The 19,023-nt window shown below is 64.7% G+C and carries 17 protein-coding genes; 14 read left to right on the forward strand and 3 right to left on the reverse strand.

Features of this window, described 5'->3' with window-relative positions:
* Window positions 1–765, forward strand: coding sequence for a TerB family tellurite resistance protein (locus DFS21_RS06995; RefSeq protein WP_110697486.1), 765 nt, complete (start codon window positions 1–3; stop codon window positions 763–765).
* Between the two features lie 51 nt (window positions 766–816).
* Here the strand turns inward: DFS21_RS06995 and DFS21_RS07000 are convergent, their stop codons facing one another.
* Window positions 817–1,821, reverse strand: a complete 1,005-nt coding sequence (locus DFS21_RS07000) for an alpha/beta hydrolase family protein (protein ID WP_110697488.1) — start codon at window positions 1,819–1,821, stop codon at window positions 817–819.
* A 95-nt stretch (window positions 1,822–1,916) separates the two neighbouring features.
* On the opposite strand from DFS21_RS07000, the gene DFS21_RS07005 reads away from it, so the two are divergent.
* The 9 genes from DFS21_RS07005 to trpE all read left to right on the forward strand — a co-directional run bounded on the left by DFS21_RS07005 (window position 1,917) and on the right by trpE (window position 12,747).
* Window positions 1,917–4,319, forward strand: coding sequence for a PAS domain S-box protein (locus DFS21_RS07005; protein ID WP_110697490.1), 2,403 nt, complete (start codon window positions 1,917–1,919; stop codon window positions 4,317–4,319).
* The gene (locus DFS21_RS07010) at window positions 4,313–4,945 is read left to right on the forward strand and encodes a response regulator transcription factor (protein WP_172670942.1); all 633 of its coding nucleotides are present in this window, start codon (window positions 4,313–4,315) and stop codon (window positions 4,943–4,945) included. The genes DFS21_RS07005 and DFS21_RS07010 overlap by 7 nt, the downstream gene beginning before the upstream one ends.
* Before the next feature lie 214 nt (window positions 4,946–5,159).
* A complete protein-coding gene (locus tag DFS21_RS07015; protein WP_046857370.1) occupies window positions 5,160–6,272 on the forward strand; it encodes an ABC transporter ATP-binding protein in 1,113 nt (370 codons plus the stop codon).
* A gap of 40 nt (window positions 6,273–6,312) precedes the next feature.
* Complete coding sequence (locus tag DFS21_RS07020; protein WP_110697492.1) at window positions 6,313–7,347, forward strand: ABC transporter substrate-binding protein; 1,035 nt, start codon at window positions 6,313–6,315, stop codon at window positions 7,345–7,347.
* A 67-nt stretch (window positions 7,348–7,414) separates the two neighbouring features.
* On the forward strand, window positions 7,415–8,662 hold the full coding sequence (locus tag DFS21_RS07025; protein ID WP_110697494.1) for an ABC transporter permease: 1,248 nt from the start codon (window positions 7,415–7,417) through the stop codon (window positions 8,660–8,662).
* An 11-nt stretch (window positions 8,663–8,673) separates the two neighbouring features.
* On the forward strand, window positions 8,674–9,501 hold the full coding sequence (locus DFS21_RS07030; RefSeq protein ID WP_023630658.1) for an ABC transporter permease: 828 nt from the start codon (window positions 8,674–8,676) through the stop codon (window positions 9,499–9,501).
* 204 nt (window positions 9,502–9,705) lie between these two features.
* A complete protein-coding gene (gene rpe, locus DFS21_RS07035) occupies window positions 9,706–10,380 on the forward strand; it encodes a ribulose-phosphate 3-epimerase (protein WP_102685224.1) in 675 nt (224 codons plus the stop codon).
* A complete protein-coding gene (locus tag DFS21_RS07040; RefSeq protein WP_110697498.1) occupies window positions 10,377–11,195 on the forward strand; it encodes a phosphoglycolate phosphatase in 819 nt (272 codons plus the stop codon). Before rpe ends, DFS21_RS07040 begins: the two co-directional genes overlap by 4 nt.
* Before the next feature lie 70 nt (window positions 11,196–11,265).
* Window positions 11,266–12,747 carry an anthranilate synthase component I gene (gene trpE / locus DFS21_RS07045; RefSeq protein WP_110697500.1) on the forward strand — a complete coding sequence of 494 codons (1,482 nt, stop codon included), beginning with the start codon at window positions 11,266–11,268 and terminating at the stop codon, window positions 12,745–12,747.
* A gap of 32 nt (window positions 12,748–12,779) precedes the next feature.
* On the opposite strand, the gene estP is transcribed toward trpE, so the two are convergent.
* Window positions 12,780–14,681, reverse strand: coding sequence for an esterase EstP (estP, locus tag DFS21_RS07050; protein WP_110697502.1), 1,902 nt, complete (start codon window positions 14,679–14,681; stop codon window positions 12,780–12,782).
* 373 nt (window positions 14,682–15,054) lie between these two features.
* Here estP and DFS21_RS07055 point away from each other — a divergent pair, with 373 nt between their 5' ends.
* From DFS21_RS07055 to DFS21_RS07070, 4 genes are all read left to right on the forward strand, one after another.
* The gene (locus DFS21_RS07055) at window positions 15,055–15,648 is read left to right on the forward strand and encodes an aminodeoxychorismate/anthranilate synthase component II (protein ID WP_023629300.1); all 594 of its coding nucleotides are present in this window, start codon (window positions 15,055–15,057) and stop codon (window positions 15,646–15,648) included.
* 9 nt (window positions 15,649–15,657) lie between these two features.
* Window positions 15,658–16,707, forward strand: coding sequence for an anthranilate phosphoribosyltransferase (gene trpD / locus DFS21_RS07060; RefSeq protein WP_102685216.1), 1,050 nt, complete (start codon window positions 15,658–15,660; stop codon window positions 16,705–16,707).
* A complete protein-coding gene (gene trpC / locus DFS21_RS07065; protein WP_110697504.1) occupies window positions 16,704–17,537 on the forward strand; it encodes an indole-3-glycerol phosphate synthase TrpC in 834 nt (277 codons plus the stop codon). The genes trpD and trpC overlap by 4 nt, the downstream gene beginning before the upstream one ends.
* A gap of 126 nt (window positions 17,538–17,663) precedes the next feature.
* A complete protein-coding gene (locus DFS21_RS07070) occupies window positions 17,664–18,368 on the forward strand; it encodes a lipoate--protein ligase family protein (RefSeq protein WP_110697506.1) in 705 nt (234 codons plus the stop codon).
* Here DFS21_RS07070 and crp read toward each other — a convergent pair.
* Window positions 18,365–19,009: a cAMP-activated global transcriptional regulator CRP gene (crp, locus tag DFS21_RS07075; protein ID WP_110697544.1), complete on the reverse strand. Its 645-nt coding sequence runs from the start codon at window positions 19,007–19,009 to the stop codon at window positions 18,365–18,367. The genes DFS21_RS07070 and crp overlap by 4 nt on opposite strands.
* Window positions 19,010–19,023: the final 14 nt, after the last annotated feature.

The following is a 19,023-nucleotide window of genomic DNA, read 5'->3' on the forward strand; positions in this document are numbered from 1 at the left end:
ATGTGGTGGCCGAGCACAGTGATTGGTGCCGGTGCCGGTTTCGCCGTGGCCAGCATCCCCGGTGCGTTGCTGGGGGCGCTGCTGGGCCAGGCCATGGATCGGCGCCTGCGGCTGCAGGGGTGGGATGACGTGCGCGAGCGCCTGGGCGGGCGCCCGGCACTGCGTGACGAAGAGTTGTTGTTCGTTCTGCTCGGGCGGCTGGCCAAGAGCGATGGCCGGGTAGGTGAAGGGCATATCCAGCAGGCGCGGCAGGAAATGACCCGGCTGGACCTGGCGGAGCCAGCGCGGATGCGTGCGATAGCCGCGTTCAACCGGGGCAAGTCGGGCAAGGAGCGCCTGGGGCACTACCTGCGCCGCATAAAGATGCAGCCCCACGGCGCCGAAGGCACCTTGCGTGCCTGTTGGCGCATGGTCTGGGCCGACGGCAAGGCCGGGCGCCAGGAGCGTGACCTGTTGCTCGGCTGGGGGCAGCAGTTGGGGCTCAGTCGCAACCAGGTGCAGGCATTGTCGCTAGATTATGAGCCGCGACGTTCTTCGACCGAAGGCGGCGTCATGACCTATGCGGCGGCGCTGAGATTGCTGGGGGTAGAGCCGGACACCGAGGCCGACAAGGTCAAACAGGCCTATCGGCGCCTGCTCAGCCGGCACCATCCGGACAAGCTGGTGGGCAGTGGCGCCAGCGAAGCGAAGGTGCGCGAGGCGACCGAGCTTACCCGTGAGTTGCATCAGGCCTATACCATGATCCGCAAGCGGCGGGGGCTGTAGGTACACCGGCGGGCAAGCCCGCTCCTGCCGAGGTGGCAGGAGCGGCTGTTGTTACTCTTCCTTCGGCGTCAACCAGCCGCGCACCCGCCGCAACAGTTGCTCCTGTTCCGCCGCTTTGTTGCCAGGCATGGCCATCAGCGACACCTGGCGATACTGGCTGCCCTTTTGCCGCTTGCTGGCCTGCAGGCGCTGCTGGGCCGCCAGCCGATCTGCTGTGCGGGTGACGTAGTAGAGGTCGGCGGTTGGTACCTTCAGCGTTGGGGTCAGGCTCAGCAGGTCATGCTCAACCCGCGCGGGTGTCTGCGCGGCGACCATTACCAGTTTCTGTACCTGGGGCGGCTGCTTCTCGCTGAGATAACGTGCGGCCCAGTACGCGCCACTGCCGTTGCCCAGCAACACGATGCTGCGCGCTTTCTCCTGCTGGGCATAGGCCACGGCGGCGTCGAGGCGGGCAAAGATGCGCTCGGCATCTTCCTCGCTGGTGTGTTCGTCGGCTTCGACCGCGTCGGTGCTTTCGGCGGTATCCGCTTCCGGCGCGGTCGCCTGGGCAACGTTGGCGTTGGCATCGGCGGGCGTGTCCTTGGCTGGAGCCGACTCGCCGTCCTGTTTTTTCGGTTCGACTGCGGGCTTGGCCTCGACCCGCGCCTGTGGGCGCTCGGCCAGCAGGTCGGGCATGCTCAGGCTCAGGGTGCTCCAGCCGACATCGGGGAAACCTCGACGCAGCGGGCCGACGGTGGTGGGCCAGTCGGCACTTTCGCCTGCGCCCGGGACAATGATCACCGCGCCTTGCGGATCGCTGTCGTTGGCAGGCTTCCAAAGCGCCAGGAAGTTTTCACCATTGGCCTGCAAGGTCTGCTGTTCGGCCTTGGGTACCTGGCGCTCGAGGGCCATGGCATCGTCCTGGCTGCGCTCGAGCAGCGGTGGGCGCGGAGCGGGAGCGGACGCGGCCGCTTCGGCGGGCGCTTCGGGTTTCTCGGCGTCGTCGGCTTGAGCCGCGAACGGCAGGGCCGAGGCCAGGCAGAACATTGCCAGCGTCGTGCGATAAAGTGTGAACATCGATCAATCCAAGGCCAGAATCATACCGGCAGCCTAATGGTATTTGCCCGCGACGGCCACGTCAGGTGGCCGTCATTGCCAAGACGAGCGTAGAGATGAAGCGAGTGCGTTGCCTGTGGGTTATCGGCTGGTTGTGTCTACCCTTGATCGCCCTGGCCAAGCTGCAGGCGCCGCCTGCCGTGGTGCTGGATCCTGCCCAGCAGCAATGGTTGGACGAACACCGCGGCTTGCGCGTCGGCCTGGTACTGCAGGCGCCCTATGCCCAGTTCGACCGGCGCCTGCAGCAGTTCTACGGGGCGAACGTCGAACTGGTCGGCGCCTTGTCCCAAGCGTTGGGCCTGGATTTGACCTGGCGCGGCTTTGCCGACCAGGCCGCCCTTGAGCATGCCTTGCAGGCGGGCGAGATCGATTTCGCCCCAGGCCTTATGCAAACGCCGACCAGCCTGCGGCTGTGGCTGTTCAGTGACCCTTACATGCGTGTGCCGCAATTGGTGGTAGGGATGCGCAGCGGCGTGGTAGCCGTGGAGCTGGAAAAGTTGAGCGGCAATGACCGCGTGGCGGTACGGATGCCCGGTACCTTGGCGGATTACCTGCGCGGCAACTACGGCAATCTGAACCTGCAGGGTGTACCCGACGAGCGCGAGGCCCTGCAGTTGGTGTTGGGTGGGCAGGCCAGCTTCGCCGTGCTGGACGAGTCGCAGCTCAGCCGGTTGTCGCGCGAAGGTGAGTTCGCCGACTTGGCGGTGGTGGGTGATATCGGTCTGCCGCAGTTGCTGCGGGTCGGCTCACGGCGCGATTGGCCAGTGCTGGCCGATATTCTCGAGCGTGCCTTGCAGGCCTTGCCGGCAAAGACCCTGGAGCAGATGCACCAGCGCTGGTTGCAGCCCAGGTATCCACGTTTCTCCGAGTCTGCCGGGTTCTGGCAGAACCTTGCCTTGCTGTTTGGCCTGCTGCTGCTGTGCGCATTGGCGACCCTGGCCTGGCAGCGTCGTCAGCAGCGCGGCCTGGAGCGGGGGTTGCTGGCGGCCCGGGAGAGCCTGGTCGAGCGCCAGGTGCGTGAGGAGGCCTTGCGCCTGAGTCAGTTTTCCATCGACCAGAGCACGGTGGGCATCCTCTGGGTCAACTGGGACAGCCATGTGCGCTACGCCAACCATGCCGCCGAGCGCATGCTGGGCTTTGCCGAGGGGGCGTTGCTGGAGCTGCCACTGGTCGTTATCGAGCCGAACCTGAAGATGGATCGCTGGCTGGAACTGTGGAAGCGTGCCCGTACCGGGGATGGCGGCGAACAGCAGTTCGAAAGCCAGTGTCGGCGCGCCGACGGCAGCCTGTTCCCGGTCGAGTTGTCGCTGTCGTTCCTGCGTTTTCGCGACGCCGAGTACCTGGTGGTGTTCCTCGCTGACGTCACCGAGCGCCGGCGCGACCTGGCCGCGCTGCGCGAAAGCGAGGCGCGGCTCAAGGGTATCGCTGGCAACGTGCCGGGGCTGGTGTTTCGCCTGGAGCGCGATCCGGCCGAAGGCGACCCGGAATTTCCCTATATCAGCGAAGGCAGCGAGGCGCTGGTCGGTTACACCCCGGCGGAGATCCAGCACCCGCAGATGGGGCTGCGCAACCTGGTCCATCCGGAGGATCGCGCCGACTACCATCGGGTACAGGACCTGGCCTTGGCCAGCGATCAGGACTGGTCCTGGCAGGGGCGTATCCTCACCCGCCAGGGCGAGCAGCGCTGGGCCGACATCAAGGCGACCACCCGCCGCCTGGCCGATGGGCGCATGGTGTGGGACGGCGTGGTCTGGGACATTACCCAAGGCAAGCAGGCCGAGCTGGCGCTGGCCGGGTCCCAGGAGCAATTGCGCGAGTTGTCGGCGCACCTGGAAAGCGTGCGCGAAGAGGAGAAGGCGCGGATTGCCCGCGAAGTGCACGACGAACTGGGGCAGATGCTTACGGTGCTCAAGCTTGAAGTGTCGATGTGCGAGCTGGCGTTCGCCGAGCTGGACCCCGCCCTCAACGAGCGCCTGGCCAGCATGAAGCGCTTGATCGCCCAGTTGTTCCAGCTGGTACGGGACGTGGCCACGGCCCTGCGCCCGCCGATCCTCGACGCTGGCATCGCCTCGGCCATCGAGTGGCAGGCGCGGCGTTTCGAGGCGCGCACGCAGATCCCCTGTCTGGTGCAGGTACCGGACAATCTGCCACCCTTGAGCGATGCCAAGGCCATCGGCCTGTTCCGTATCTTGCAGGAGGCGCTGACCAACGTCATGCGCCATGCCCAGGCGCACACGGTGCAGATCGAGCTGGTTCACGAGGCCGGGCAGTTGCGCATGACCGTGATCGACGACGGCGTGGGGTTTGCCATGGAGGCGGCGCGGCCGACTTCGTTCGGCCTGGTGGGTGTGCGTGAGCGGGTGTTGATGCACGGTGGCAGCATGAGCCTGGACAGCGAGCCGGGCGAGGGCACCAGCCTGAGCGTGGCGATTCCTTTGAAGCAGGAGAAACAATCGTGATTCGAGTGCTGGTGGCGGAAGACCACACCATCGTCCGGGAAGGCATCAAGCAATTGATCGGCCTGGCCAAGGACATGCAGGTGGCGGGCGAGGCGGGCAATGGCGAGCAGTTGCTGGAGACCCTGCGCCACACACCCTGCGAGGTGGTGCTGCTGGATATCTCCATGCCTGGGGTGAATGGCCTGGAGGCGATCCCGCGGATCCGCGCGCTGAACAATCCGCCGGCGATCCTGATGCTGTCGATGCATGACGAGGCGCAGATGGCGGCGCGGGCGCTCAAGGCCGGTGCGGCGGGCTATGCGACCAAGGACAGCGACCCGGCGCTGTTGCTCACGGCCATCCGCCGGGTGGCGGGGGGAGGGCGCTACATCGACCCGGCCCTGGCCGACCGCATGGTGTTCGAAGTGGGCCTGACCGAAACCCGGCCGCTGCACACGCTGCTGTCGGAGCGCGAATTCTCGGTGTTCGAGCGCCTGGCCCAGGGCGCCAACGTCAACGACATCGCCCTGCAGCTGGCGCTGTCGAGCAAGACCATCAGCACCCACAAGGCGCGGCTGATGCAGAAGCTCAAGGTCAACTCACTGGCGGAGCTGGTGAAGTACGCCATGGAGCACAAGTTGGTGTGAGTGTTCTGGTTGCGACAGGTAATCCAGAACTGGAACCGCCGCTGCCACGATCCCAAGCGTCATAGTTGTCTGGGAGCGTCACCCTTGTAGGGCGATCCCTACAGCAACTCTTCCATCCGGATGATGGCATTCTCTCAGCGCCCCCGATTTCCTGGGCTTTGCGCGTCTTCTACGCTTTTGCCTACGCAGTCATTCCAACAAGAAGGTGCAGGGCATGAGCGAGGCGAATTCGAACGAGACGCTGGTCAGCTTCCGAGGTGTGCAGAAGAGCTACGACGGCGAATCGCTGATCGTCAAGGACCTCAACCTGGACATCCGCAAGGGCGAGTTCCTGACCCTGCTCGGCCCTTCCGGTTCGGGCAAGACCACCAGCCTGATGATGCTGGCAGGCTTCGAGACCCCCACCGCCGGTGAGATCCAGCTGGCCGGGCGCTCGATCAACAATGTGCCGCCGCACAAGCGCGATATCGGCATGGTGTTCCAGAACTACGCACTGTTCCCGCACATGACCGTGGCCGAGAACCTGGCCTTCCCGTTGACCGTGCGCAACCTCAGCAAGACCGACGTCAGCGAGCGGGTCAAGCGCGTGCTCGGCATGGTCCAGCTGGATGCCTTCGCCAAGCGCTATCCCGGCCAGCTTTCCGGTGGCCAGCAGCAGCGCGTGGCACTGGCCCGCGCCCTGGTGTTCGAGCCACAGCTGGTGCTGATGGACGAACCGCTCGGCGCCCTCGACAAACAGTTGCGTGAACACATGCAGATGGAGATCAAGCATATCCACCAGCGCCTGGGCGTGACCGTGGTCTACGTGACCCACGACCAGGGCGAGGCGCTGACCATGTCCGACCGGGTGGCGGTGTTCCACCAGGGCGAGATCCAGCAGATTGCCGACCCGCGCACCCTCTACGAAGAGCCTTGCAACACCTTCGTCGCCAACTTCATCGGTGAGAACAACCGCATCAACGGCACCCTGCTGGCCAGTGACGGTAATCGTTGCCAGGTGCAACTGGCCCGTGGCGAGCGGGTCGATGCACTGGCGGTCAACGTTGGCCAGGCCGGTGACCCGGTGACCCTGTCGATTCGCCCCGAGCGGGTACGCCTGAACGGCCACAGCGAGAACTGCGTCAACCGCTTCTCCGGTCGTGTCGCCGAGTTCATCTACCTCGGCGACCACGTGCGGGTGCGCCTGGAGGTCTGTGGCAAGGCCGATTTCTTCGTCAAGCAGCCAATCGCCGAGCTCGACCCGGCCCTGGCGGTGGGCGACGTGGTACCGCTGGGCTGGGAGGTGGAGCACGCCCGCGCGCTCGATCCGATTGCCGAGGCCCATTGATGGTTTGCTTCACCAACCCTGAACTGTGGAGAGAATAATAATGCGCAAGCAGTTGAAACTGACCGCCCTGGCCCTTGGCCTGTTCGCCGCCGGCCAGGCCATGGCGGGCGACCTGACCGTGATTTCCTTCGGCGGCGCCAACAAGGCGGCCCAGACCAAGGCGTTCTACGAGCCATGGGAAAAGGCGGGCAAGGGCAAGATCGTCGCCGGTGAGTACAACGGCGAGATGGCCAAGGTCAAAGCCATGGTCGACACCAAGAGCGTCAGCTGGAACCTGGTCGAGGTAGAGTCGCCGGAGTTGGCCCGGGGTTGCGATGAAGGCATGTTCGAAGAGCTTGACCCCGCACTGTTCGGTAATGAAGGCGACTTCGTGCCCGGCGCCATTCAGCCGTGCGGCGTGGGCTTCTTCGTCTGGTCCACGGTGCTGGCCTACAACGCCGACAAACTCAAGAGCGCGCCTGCCAGCTGGGCCGACTTCTGGGACACCAAGAAATTCCCGGGCAAGCGCGGCCTGCGCAAGGGCGCCAAGTACACTCTCGAATTCGCCCTGATGGCTGACGGCGTCGCACCCAAAGAGGTGTACAAGGTGCTGGCGACCAAGGAAGGCCAGGACCGCGCCTTCAAGAAGCTCGACGAACTCAAGCCGAGCATCCAGTGGTGGGAAGCCGGTGCCCAGCCGCCGCAGTACCTGGCCTCGGGTGACGTGGTCATGAGCTCGGCCTACAACGGTCGTATCGCCGCGGTGCAGAAGGAAAGCAACCTCAAGGTAGTGTGGAACGGCGGCATCTACGACTTCGATGCCTGGGCCATCCCGAAAGGCGCCAAGGATGCGGAGGAGGCGAAGAAATTCATCGCCTACACCGTCCAGCCCGAGCAGCAGAAGACCTACTCCGAGAACATCGCCTACGGCCCGGCCAACTCCAAGGCCGTCCCGCTGTTGGCCGACGCGGTGAAGAAGGACATGCCGACCACACCTGAGAACATCGCCAACCAGGTGCAGATTGACGTGGCCTTCTGGGCCGACAACAGCGAACAGCTGGAGCAACGCTTCAACGCCTGGGCGGCGAAGAAGTAACACCTGCGCCGGAGCGTCGGCCTGATGGGCTGGCGCTCCTCTGTTCATCGGTTTTTCGGAGTTCGCCATGGCCATTGCAGTGCCCCTCAACGAAGGCGCGGGTAAAAGCCTCAAGCAGCGCCTCAAGCATGCCGAGCGGGTCAACCGCTGGAAGGCCCAGGCGTTGATCGCGCCGCTGGCGCTGTTTCTCCTGCTGGTGTTCCTGGTGCCGATCGCGGCGCTGTTGTACAAGAGCGTCGGCAACCCCGAGGTGGTCGCCGGCCTGCCGCGCACCGTCGAGGCAGTGGCGCAGTGGGATGGCAAGAGCCTGCCGGGCGAGGAGGTCTACAAGGCCCTGAGTCAGGACCTGGCCGAGTCTCGCAAGAACCAGACCCTGGGCGACCTTTCCAAACGCTTGAACATGGAGTTGGCCGGCTATCGCAGCCTGTTGGCCAAGACCGCGCGGGCGCTGCCGTTCAAGGCCGAGCCTGCCTCTTATAAAGAAGCCTTGCAGACGCTCGACGAGCGTTGGGGCGATCCTGCCTACTGGCAGGCGATCCGTCGCAACACCAGCAGTGTCACGCCGTTCTACCTGCTGGCCGCGCTGGACCACCGTATCGACGACCTGGGCGAATTGGCCAAGGCCACCCCTGACCAGGCCATCTACCTGGACATCTTCGCTCGCACCCTGTGGATGGGTGTGGTGATCACCGTGATCTGTCTGTTGCTGGCCTATCCCCTGGCGTACCTGCTGGCCAACCTGCCGACCCGGCAGAGCAACCTGCTGATGATCCTGGTGCTGCTGCCGTTCTGGACCTCCATCCTGGTGCGGGTGGCGGCCTGGATCGTGCTGTTGCAGTCTGGCGGACTGATCAACAGTGCGCTGATGGCCATGGGCATCATCGATCAGCCGCTGGAGCTGGTGTTCAACCGTACCGGCGTGTACATCTCCATGGTGCACATCCTGTTGCCGTTCATGATCCTGCCGCTGTACAGCGTGATGAAAGGTATCTCGCCCAGCTACATGCGCGCGGCGATCTCCCTCGGCTGCCATCCGTTCGCCAGTTTCTGGCGGGTGTACTTCCCGCAGACCTACGCCGGTGTCGGCGCCGGCTGCCTGCTGGTGTTCATCCTGGCCATCGGCTACTACATCACCCCGGCGCTGCTGGGCAGCCCGAACGACCAGATGGTCAGCTATTTCGTCGCCTTCTATACCAACACCAGCATCAACTGGGGCATGGCCACCGCCCTGGGCGGATTGCTGCTGCTGGCCACCGTGCTGCTGTACCTGATCTATAGCTGGCTGGTCGGCGCCAGCCGCCTGCGCCTGAGCTGAGGAGCCTTGTCATGCTGAGCCCTTACATGTCCCCCGTGGAGCGGGTGTGGTTCTACAGCCTGCGTATCCTGTGCGGTCTGATCCTGCTGTTCCTGGTGTTGCCGGTGCTGGTGATCATCCCGCTGTCGTTCAACAGCGGGAGCTTCCTGGTCTATCCCCTGCAAGGCTTTTCGTTGCACTGGTACCAGGACTTCTTCGCCTCCGCCGAATGGATGCGCGCCCTGAAGAACAGCATCATCGTTGCCCCGGCAGCCACGCTGCTGGCCATGGTGTTCGGCACCCTGGCGGCCATCGGCCTGACCCGTGGCGACTTCCCCGGCAAGTCGCTGGTGATGGCGCTGGTGATTTCGCCGATGGTGGTGCCGGTGGTGATCATTGGCGTGGCCAGCTACCTGTTCTTCGCCCCGTTGGGCATGGGTAACAGCTTCACCTCACTGATCCTGGTGCATGCGGTGCTGGGTGTGCCGTTCGTGATCATCACCGTGTCGGCCACGCTGCAGGGGTTCAACTACAACCTGGTGCGCGCGGCGGCGAGCCTTGGGGCCTCGCCTCTGCTGGCCTTCCGTCGGGTGACCTTGCCGTTGATCGCCCCGGGGGTGATCTCCGGCGCGCTGTTTGCCTTCGCCACGTCGTTCGATGAGGTGGTGGTGACCCTGTTCCTTGCCGGGCCTGAGCAGGCGACCCTGCCACGGCAGATGTTCAGCGGCATCCGCGAGAACCTGAGTCCGACCATCGCCGCGGCTGCCACCTTGTTGATCGCCTTCTCGGTGATCCTGCTGCTGACCCTGGAGTGGTTGCGTGGGCGCAGTGAGAAACTGAGGACCCAGCAGCCAGGTTGAATCTTCGACGCGGGTGACGTGGGCTTGCCCCGCGATGGCATATCGAATTCACGATCGCAATCGCGGGGCAAGTCGGGTCGCCGCATCGCCGCTCCCACGCCATCCGTTCGACCATCTGCCGCGCTGGCGTTGATACCAATCAGCCCCGATCCGCTTCCCTGAGTTACAATGCGCGCCACCGTGATTCTGCCCAACAGGTGCGCCATGCAGCCCTACGCTATTGCCCCCTCCATTCTGTCCGCCGACTTCGCCCGCCTGGGCGAGGACGTCGACAAGGTCCTGGCCGCCGGGGCCGACATCGTCCACTTCGATGTCATGGACAACCACTACGTGCCCAACCTGACCATCGGCCCGATGGTCTGCAGCGCCCTGCGCAAGTACGGGGTGACCGCGCCCATCGACGTGCACCTGATGGTCAGCCCGGTCGACCGCATCATCGGCGACTTCATCGAGGCCGGCGCCACCTACATCACCTTCCACCCGGAAGCCACGCAGCACATCGACCGTTCCCTGCAACTGATCAAGGACGGCGGCTGCAAGGCCGGGCTGGTGTTCAACCCGGCTACCAGCCTGGATGCGCTGAAGTACGTGATGGACAAGATCGACATGGTCCTGTTGATGAGCGTCAACCCAGGTTTCGGCGGCCAGAAGTTCATCCCCGGCACCCTCGACAAGCTGCGCGAAGCCCGTGCCCTGATCGACGCCAGCGGTCGTGACATCCGCCTGGAGATCGACGGTGGCGTGAACGTCAACAACATCCGCGAGATCACCGCCGCTGGCGCTGACACCTTCGTTGCCGGCTCGGCGATCTTCAATGCCCCGGACTACAAGGAAGTCATCGACAAGATGCGTGCCGAAATGGCGCTGGCACGCGCATGAGCGGCTTCGAGCAGCTGTTCCCGGGGACACTGCCCAGGCTGGTGATGTTCGATCTGGATGGCACCCTGATCGATTCGGTACCTGACCTGGCCGCAGCCGTCGACCGCACGCTGCTCGAACTCGGGCGACAGCCTGCAGGCCTGGAGGCCGTGCGCCACTGGGTCGGCAACGGCGCCCAGGTGCTGGTGCGCCGGGCCCTGGCCGGCGGTATCGACCATGCCGCGGTGGACGATGCGCTGGCCGAGCGCGCGCTGGCGCTGTTCATGGAGGCCTATGCCGACAACCATGAACTCACCGTGGTCTACCCCGGCGTGCGCGACACCCTGCGCTGGTTGCGCAAGCAGGGCGTGGAAATGGCGCTGATCACCAACAAACCCGAGCGCTTCGTTGCCCCTTTGCTCGACCAGATGAAGATCGGGCGCTACTTCCGCTGGATCATCGGCGGCGACACCCTGCCACAGAAGAAGCCCGACCCTGCAGCGCTGCTGTTCGTCATGAAAATGGCCGGCGTCAGCGCCGAGCAGGCGCTGTTCGTCGGCGATTCACGCAGCGACGTGCTGGCCGCCAAGGCCGCGGGGGTGCAGTGCGTCGGCCTGAGCTACGGCTACAACCATGGCCGCCCCATCGACGAGGAGTCGCCCAGCCTGGTGCTCAGCGATCTGCGCCTGCTGCTGCCCGGTTGCTTAGTCACCGACACTGGGATAACGTTGGCGGACCTTCAAGCCCCGCAAAGCAGAGACAACGACGTGGTGGTTACTGGCAAATTCTGGATGAAAGTCATCAAGGCCCTGGCCCGCTGGCGCTGGCGCGCCTGACTCCCGCCCGCCGGCGCCTGCCGGTACATCCGTTTGCCCGACCCCATTGCTGCTTGCCCCGAGGCTACACATGACCCGCGAAGAATTCCTGCGCCTGGCCGCTGCCGGCTACAACCGCATCCCCCTGGCCTGCGAAACCCTGGCTGACTTCGACACGCCGCTGTCGATCTACCTGAAACTGGCTGACCAGCCCAACTCCTACCTGCTCGAGTCCGTGCAAGGTGGCGAGAAATGGGGCCGCTACTCGATGATCGGCCTGCCGTCGCGCACCGTCATGCGTGTGCATGGCTACCATGTGAGCATCCTGCAGGATGGCGTCGAGGTGGAAAGCCACGACGTCGAAGACCCGCTGGCTTTCGTCGAGGCGTTCAAGGACCGTTACAAGGTCGCTGACATCCCAGGCTTGCCGCGTTTCAATGGTGGCCTGGTCGGTTACTTCGGCTACGACTGCGTGCGTTATGTGGAAAAACGCCTGGGCGCCAGCCCCAACCCCGATCCGCTGGGCGTGCCAGATATCCTGCTGATGGTCTCCGACGCGGTAGTGGTGTTCGACAACCTGGCCGGCAAGATGCATGCGATCGTGCTGGTCGACCCCGCCGAAGAACAAGCGTTCGAGCAGGGCCAGGCCCGCCTGCAAGGTTTGCTGGACACCCTCCGCCAGCCGATCACCCCGCGCCGCGGCCTGGACTTGAGCGGGCCACAGGCAGCCGAACCCGAGTTCCGCTCCAGCTACACCCGTGACGACTACGAAAACGCGGTGGGCCGGATCAAGGAATACATCCTGGCCGGCGACTGCATGCAGGTGGTGCCATCCCAGCGCATGTCCATCGACTTCAAGGCCGCGCCCATCGACCTTTACCGGGCGCTGCGTTGCTTCAACCCGACGCCGTACATGTACTTCTTCAATTTCGGCGACTTCCATGTGGTGGGCAGCTCGCCGGAAGTGCTGGTGCGGGTCGAAGACAACCTGGTGACCGTGCGCCCGATCGCCGGTACCCGCCCGCGTGGCGCCACCGAAGAAGCCGACCGGGCCCTGGAAGACGACCTGCTGTCGGATGACAAGGAAATCGCCGAGCACCTGATGCTTATCGACCTGGGCCGCAACGACGTGGGCCGCGTGTCCGCCACCGGCAGTGTTCGCCTGACCGAGAAGATGGTGATCGAGCGTTATTCGAACGTCATGCACATCGTGTCCAATGTCACCGGCCAACTGCGTGAAGGCCTGACCGCCATGGACGCACTGCGGGCGATCCTGCCGGCCGGCACCCTGTCGGGTGCGCCGAAGATTCGCGCGATGGAAATCATCGACGAGCTCGAGCCGGTCAAGCGCGGTGTCTACGGTGGCGCGGTGGGTTATTTTGCCTGGAACGGCAACATGGATACCGCCATCGCCATCCGCACCGCGGTGATCAAGGACGGCGAACTGCATGTGCAGGCCGGCGGCGGCATCGTCGCCGACTCTGTGCCGGCGCTGGAATGGGAAGAGACCATCAACAAGCGCCGGGCAATGTTCCGGGCAGTGGCGTTGGCCGAGCAGACCTGCGCCAAGTAAATAGATCGGGGCCGCAACGCGGCCCCGACAACTTAGAAGTCCAGGCTCAACGCCACGCTCACGCCCTGCTGGCGCAACTCATCACTCTTGCGCCAATTGTAGTTCCCCCGCAGGTTCACCCCCGGCACCAGTTCATGGCTCACCCCCAGGCTGGCCCGCGTCAGGTTGCTGTCCGGTGTATAGCCGGTGAGGGTGAAGTCGTTCGCCGGCAGGCTGGTCAGGTGCATGCGCAAGTCCTGCTGGTCATCCTCGAACTCATGCTCGCGGGCCACCTCGGCAAACAGCTTTGTCGTCGGCAGCAGTTGCACGCTACCCAGCAGGCCGGCCCCGAGCCGACGTGATGTACGTTCCTGATCGTCGAAACCGAGCGCCGTGGAGCGGCCGCTCTTCTCGTCGTAGCCATCGACCTTGACCCGCGCATAGTCGGCACTGATGAACGGCGCCAGTTGCCAGTGGCTGCTCTCGGGCGCCAGGTTGTAGCCCACCCGGCCGGTGACGGCCCAGGCCTCGCCATCGGTGTTGCCTTTCTCGCTGCGGTCGTTCACACCCAGGGCGAAGGTGCGCTTGAGGTCGCGGTAATCCAGGTGACCGGCGGTCAATGCCGCATCAGCCCACCAGCGATCCCGGCGGAACTGAGCGAAGGCGCTGGCAAGGTAGCTGTCGAGCTTGTAATCCGAGTCATCCTGGCCCGCCTCGAGCTTTTGCCGGTACACGCCGGCCGCCAGCCCCACGCGCCACGCTTCGTCGAGCCGGTAGCTGCCGCCGAGGGTCAGGTTGTAGCCGCGCCCGTCACCACTGGCGGCGCTGCGCTGGCTGCCGAAGTCCAGGTCCTGGCCGCCGGTGGCGACGAAGGCCTGCCATTGACCGACGGCCTGCCAGGGTGTCTGCCACTGGTTGCGCAGTTCATCCTGGTGGGCGCGGATACTGGCGTGGGCGATTTCCGGGAGCAGGGTCAGCTCCCACGGCGCGGCCAGGATCGAATAGGCATAGTCGGCGATCAACTGCTGGCCGGCGATGGTCGGGTGCACCGAGTCGTTGAACAGCAGCCGGGTCGGGTCCGGGGTAGTGCCGTTCAGCCCGTAGACCGGGTTGCCCACGCAGCCGTCGCCGCTGTAGCAGGTGCCGACCAGGTTCTGGTCGGCGGCCAGGCCGAACTGGGCGGGGCTGGTGAGGGCCTCCTGCAGCAGGGTGGGGATGTTGAGCGGAATGATCTCGGCGTCGATCTGCCCGAGCTGGCTGACCAGCGACTGGTTGAACACGCTGGACAGTTGCGACAGCGGCCCTTGCTGGGGCGTGCCGCTGAAGTTCGGTGTCTGTCCCAGGTCTGGCAGCAGCCAGACCATGATGTAGCGCGCTCCGCCCTGTTGCAGCGCCTGGGCGCTGGCCGCCAGGCGGGCGCCAGCTGCGGCAGCGGTAGCGGGGCTGTTGACCAGGCCCTGGAGGAAGTCGTTGCCGCCACCGGTCAGGTAGTACAGGGCATTGGGGTCGGCGCGCAGGCCGTTGGCCAGGTAACCGTCACGCTCGCGCAGGACCACCCCCGCGCCAGGGCGCCCGGGCGGGATGACGGCTTTCGAGGTGTCGGTGATCGAGTCGAGGATCTGCTGGGTGGTGTAGCCGCCGACGGCCCAGTTGTTGCCGTCGGGCGTGCCTTGCAGCTGGTTGCTGAGTGATGTCGATGGTCCCAGGGCAGATCCCGAAAAGCCCAGCCTGCCCCCCAGGATCATCGGCGAGACGGGCGCGTAGTTGCCATCGGCATCGCGGTTGGTGAAACGCATGCCTGGCGTGCCGCCGGTCAGGTCGGGAAACTGCCCGGCATCACTGAGGCTGTCGCCAAAGACGATGAGCGATGAATAAGGGGAGGGGCCGGCCATCGCCTGGCTGCAAGCCAGGGCGAGGATGCCGAGGGCGGAGTACAGGAAGGGAGTCTTGCGCATGCATGAATATCCTTTTCGTTGTTTTTATCGAAGCAAGCCGCATGACCTTAGCAAATCGCCGGTCTTCGCCCACCATCGCATTGGTTTCCCCGTGTTTACGGGCGTATTGCGCCCGTCGCCCCGGTAGGCTACTGTGCCCTGACGTATGAACGAGACCTACCCCGTGTTGATCGTCAGCAAACTCTTGATGCGCGTTATCAAGGCCGTCGCCCGTTGGCGTTGGCGCGCCTGACTTTATCTCTTGCCGGCATGCCCGGCCCGCTCCTGTTTGCCTTCCTTTCGCTTTACCCGCCGCTCACCGCGGAATTTTCCCGCGCCCATGGCAGCAGGGAAGGCTCGAATCAAAAGTCAGTATTCAAGAGGTTCGTTCCAGATGTTACTGATGATCGACAACTACGACTCCTTCACCTACAACGTCGTGCAGTACCTCGGCGAGCTCGGTGCCGAGGTCAAGGTCATTCGCAATGACGAAATGACCATCGCCCAGATCGAAGCCCTGAATCCCGAGCGCATCGTCGTCTCCCCGGGCCCCTGCACGCCGAGCGAGGCCGGTGTGTCCATCGAGGCCATCCTGCATTTTGCCGGCAAGCTGCCAATCCTCGGCGTGTGCCTGGGTCACCAGTCCATCGGCCAGGCCTATGGCGGTGACGTGGTGCGTGCCCGCCAGGTGATGCACGGCAAGACCAGCCCGGTGTTCCACCGCGACCTGGGGGTGTTCTCTGGCCTGAACAACCCGCTCACCGTGACCCGCTACCACTCGCTGGTGGTCAAGCGCGACACGTTGCCCGACTGCCTGGAAGTGACCGCCTGGACCGCGCATGAAGACGGCTCTGTCGACGAGATCATGGGCCTGCGTCATAAAACCCTGAACGTGGAGGGGGTACAGTTCCATCCGGAATCCATCCTCACCGAGCAGGGACACGAGCTGTTCGCCAATTTCCTCAAGCAGACCGGCGGACGCCGTTAAGGACCGATCATGGAAATCAAGACCGCTTTGAGCCGCATTGTCGGCCACCTGGACCTGTCCACCGAGGAAATGCGCGACGTCATGCGCCAGATCATGACCGGCCAGTGCAGCGAGGCGCAGATCGGTGCCTTCCTCATGGGCATGCGCATGAAGAGCGAGAGCATCGACGAGATCGTCGGCGCGGTGTCGGTGATGCGTGAGCTGGCCGACAAGGTCGAGCTCAAGACCCTCGACGGCGTGGTCGACATCGTCGGCACCGGTGGCGACGGCGCCAACATCTTCAACGTGTCCACCGCCTCGGCCTTCGTGCTGGCGGCTGCGGGCTGCACGGTGGCCAAGCACGGCAACCGCGCCGTTTCCGGCAAGAGCGGCAGCGCCGACCTGCTGGAAGCTGCGGGCATTTACCTGAACCTGACCCCGGTCCAGGTGGCCCGCTGCATCGACAGCCTCGGCATCGGCTTCATGTTCGCCCAGACCCACCATACCGCGATGAAGCACGCCGCTGGCCCGCGTCGCGAACTGGGGCTGCGTACCTTGTTCAACATGCTCGGCCCGCTTACGAATCCGGCCGGTGTGAAGCACCAGGTGGTCGGCGTGTTCACCCAGGCCCTGTGCCGCCCATTGGCCGAAGTGCTGCAGCGCATGGGCAGCAAGCATGTGCTGGTGGTGCACTCCAAGGATGGCCTGGACGAGTTCAGCCTGGCTGCGCCAACCTTTGTCGCTGAACTGAAGAACGACCAGATCACCGAGTATTGGGTCGAGCCGGAAGACCTCGGCATGAAGAGCCAGAGCCTCCATGGCCTGGCGGTCGAGGGCCCGCAGGCCTCGCTGGAACTGATCCGCGATGCCCTGGGCCGGCGCAAGACCGAGAACGGCCAGAAGGCCGCCGAGATGATCGTGCTCAACGCTGGCGCGGCGCTGTATGCCGCTGATCACGCGATGACCCTGGCCCAGGGTGTCGAGCTGGCTCACGATGTCCTGCACACCGGCTTGGCCTGGGAAAAACTCCAGGAGCTGGGCGCCTTTACCGCGGTATTCAAGGTGGAGAACGAAGCATGAGTGTACCGACGGTGCTGGAAAGGATCATCGCCCGCAAGTTCCAGGAAGTGGCCGAGCGCAGCGCGCGGGTCAGCCTGGGTGAGCTCGAGCGCCTGGCCAAGGCAGCAGATGCCCCGCGTGGCTTTGCCAATGCCCTGATCGAGCAGGCCAGGCGCAAGCAGCCGGCGGTCATCGCCGAAATCAAGAAGGCTTCGCCGAGCAAGGGCGTGATCCGCGAACACTTCGTGCCGGCGGAAATTGCCGTCAGCTATGAGAGGGGTGGCGCAACCTGCCTGTCGGTGCTGACCGACGTGGACTACTTCCAGGGCGCTGACATCTACTTGCAGCAGGCGCGTGCCGCCGTTTCGCTGCCGGTGATCCGCAAGGACTTCATGGTCGATCCTTATCAGATCGTCGAGGCCCGCGCCTTGGGTGCCGACTGCGTGCTGTTGATCGTGTCGGCGCTAGACGACGTGAAAATGGCGGAGCTGGCGGCCACGGCCAAGGACGTCGGCCTCGACGTGCTGGTCGAAGTGCATGACGGCGATGAACTGGACCGTGCGCTGAAGACCCTCGATACACCGCTGGTCGGGGTCAACAATCGCAACCTGCATACCTTCGAGGTCAGCCTGGAGACCACCCTCGACCTGCTGCCGCGCATCCCGCGTGACCGTCTGGCGATTACCGAAAGCGGCATCCTCAACCGGGCCGATGTCGAGCTGATGGAAATCAACGAGGTGTACTCCTTCCTGGTCGGCGAGGCGTTCATGCGCGCCGAGCAGCCAGGGCTGGAGTTGCAGCGGCTGTTCTTCCCCGAGCAAGTGAAGAAGACTGTTCAGCAACTGGACTGATCGAACCGAAAGCCGGCGTTTTTGCCGGCTTTTTCGTATTCGAGGGCCTCATTGCGGCACCGTTCCAGCGTGGGAGCGGGCTTGCCCCGCGATGAGGCCGGTGAACATCACATCAAAGGTGGATCAATGACCGATCAACCCCTGGCCCTCACCGTCGAACAAGGCTTGCATGCCGAGCAGGACCTGCTGGCCGCCGTCTGCCGCGGCGAGCGCGAATCCGGCGTGCTGTTCTGGCGCCCTACCGACCATGCCCTGGTCATGCCCCGACGCATGAGCCGCCTGGACAACTTCGAGGCTGCCTGCGCCGAACTGGCCATTGCCGGTTGGCCGGTGCTGCTGCGCGAAACCGGCGGTGAGCCTGTGCCGCAATCCCATGCAACCGTGAACGTGGCACTGGTCTACGTCGCGCCGCGCAGCGAAGGCGACCATGGCCGCATCGAGAACGCCTACGAGCGGCTGTGCCTGCCGCTGTGCGATGTCTTGCGCGAATGGGGCGGTGTGGCCTCGGTGGGCGAGATCGACGGCGCCTTCTGTGATGGCCGCTACAACGTCAACCTCAATGGCCGCAAGCTGGTCGGCACGGCCCAGCGCTGGCGTCAGGGCCTGGGCGGCAAACGGCCGGTGGTGCTGGTGCATGGTGCGTTGTTACTGGACAACGAGCGCGAATCGATGGTCGCGGCGGTCAACCGCTTCAATGAATGCTGCGATCTGCCGCAGCGCTGCCGCGCCGACAGCCATATTGCCCTGCACGAAGTGGCGCCCGCCGCGCCCTGGTGCGAGCGTCTGAACCAGGCTTATGCGCAGGTGCTCGCGGCGCTGCCGACAGACTAACGGGTGCCGTAGACCACCATGGTCTTGCCCTTGACCTGCACCAGGCTGCGTTCCTCGAGGTCCTTTAGCACGCGGCCGACCATCTCCCGTGAACAACCGACGATCCGGCCGATCTCCTGGCGGGTGATCTTGATCTGCATGCCATCGGGGTGGGTCATGGCATCAGGCTGCTTGCACAGGTCGAGCAGGCAGCGGGCGACGCGGCCGGTAACGTCGAAGAACGCCAGGTCGCCGACCTTGCGCGTGGTGTTGCGCAGGCGCTGGGCCATCTGGCTGCCCAGGGCGTAGAGGATGTCCGGCTCCAGGCGCGCCAGCTCGCGGAACTTGTCGTAACCGATCTCGGCCACTTCGCACTCGGTCTTGGCGCGGACCCAGGCGCTGCGCTGATGCTCCTGACCGACCGGCTCGAACAGCCCCAGCTCGCCGAAAAAGTCGCCGCTGTTGAGGTAGGCGATGATCATCTCATGGCCGTCGTCGTCCTCGATAAGGATGGTCACCGAGCCCTTGATGATGAACGACAAGGTCTCGGCCCGGTCACCCGCGCAGATAATGTTGCTCTTGGCGGCGTAGCGACGGCGCTGGCAGTGGGCCAGCAGCTTGTCGATGTTCTTGATCTTGGGTGGCAGGGCTGAGGAGACCATCACGAAATCCTGTT

The sequence above is a fragment of the Pseudomonas sp. 2848 genome, assembly GCF_003253945.1.
Lineage (GTDB): Bacteria > Pseudomonadota > Gammaproteobacteria > Pseudomonadales > Pseudomonadaceae > Aquipseudomonas.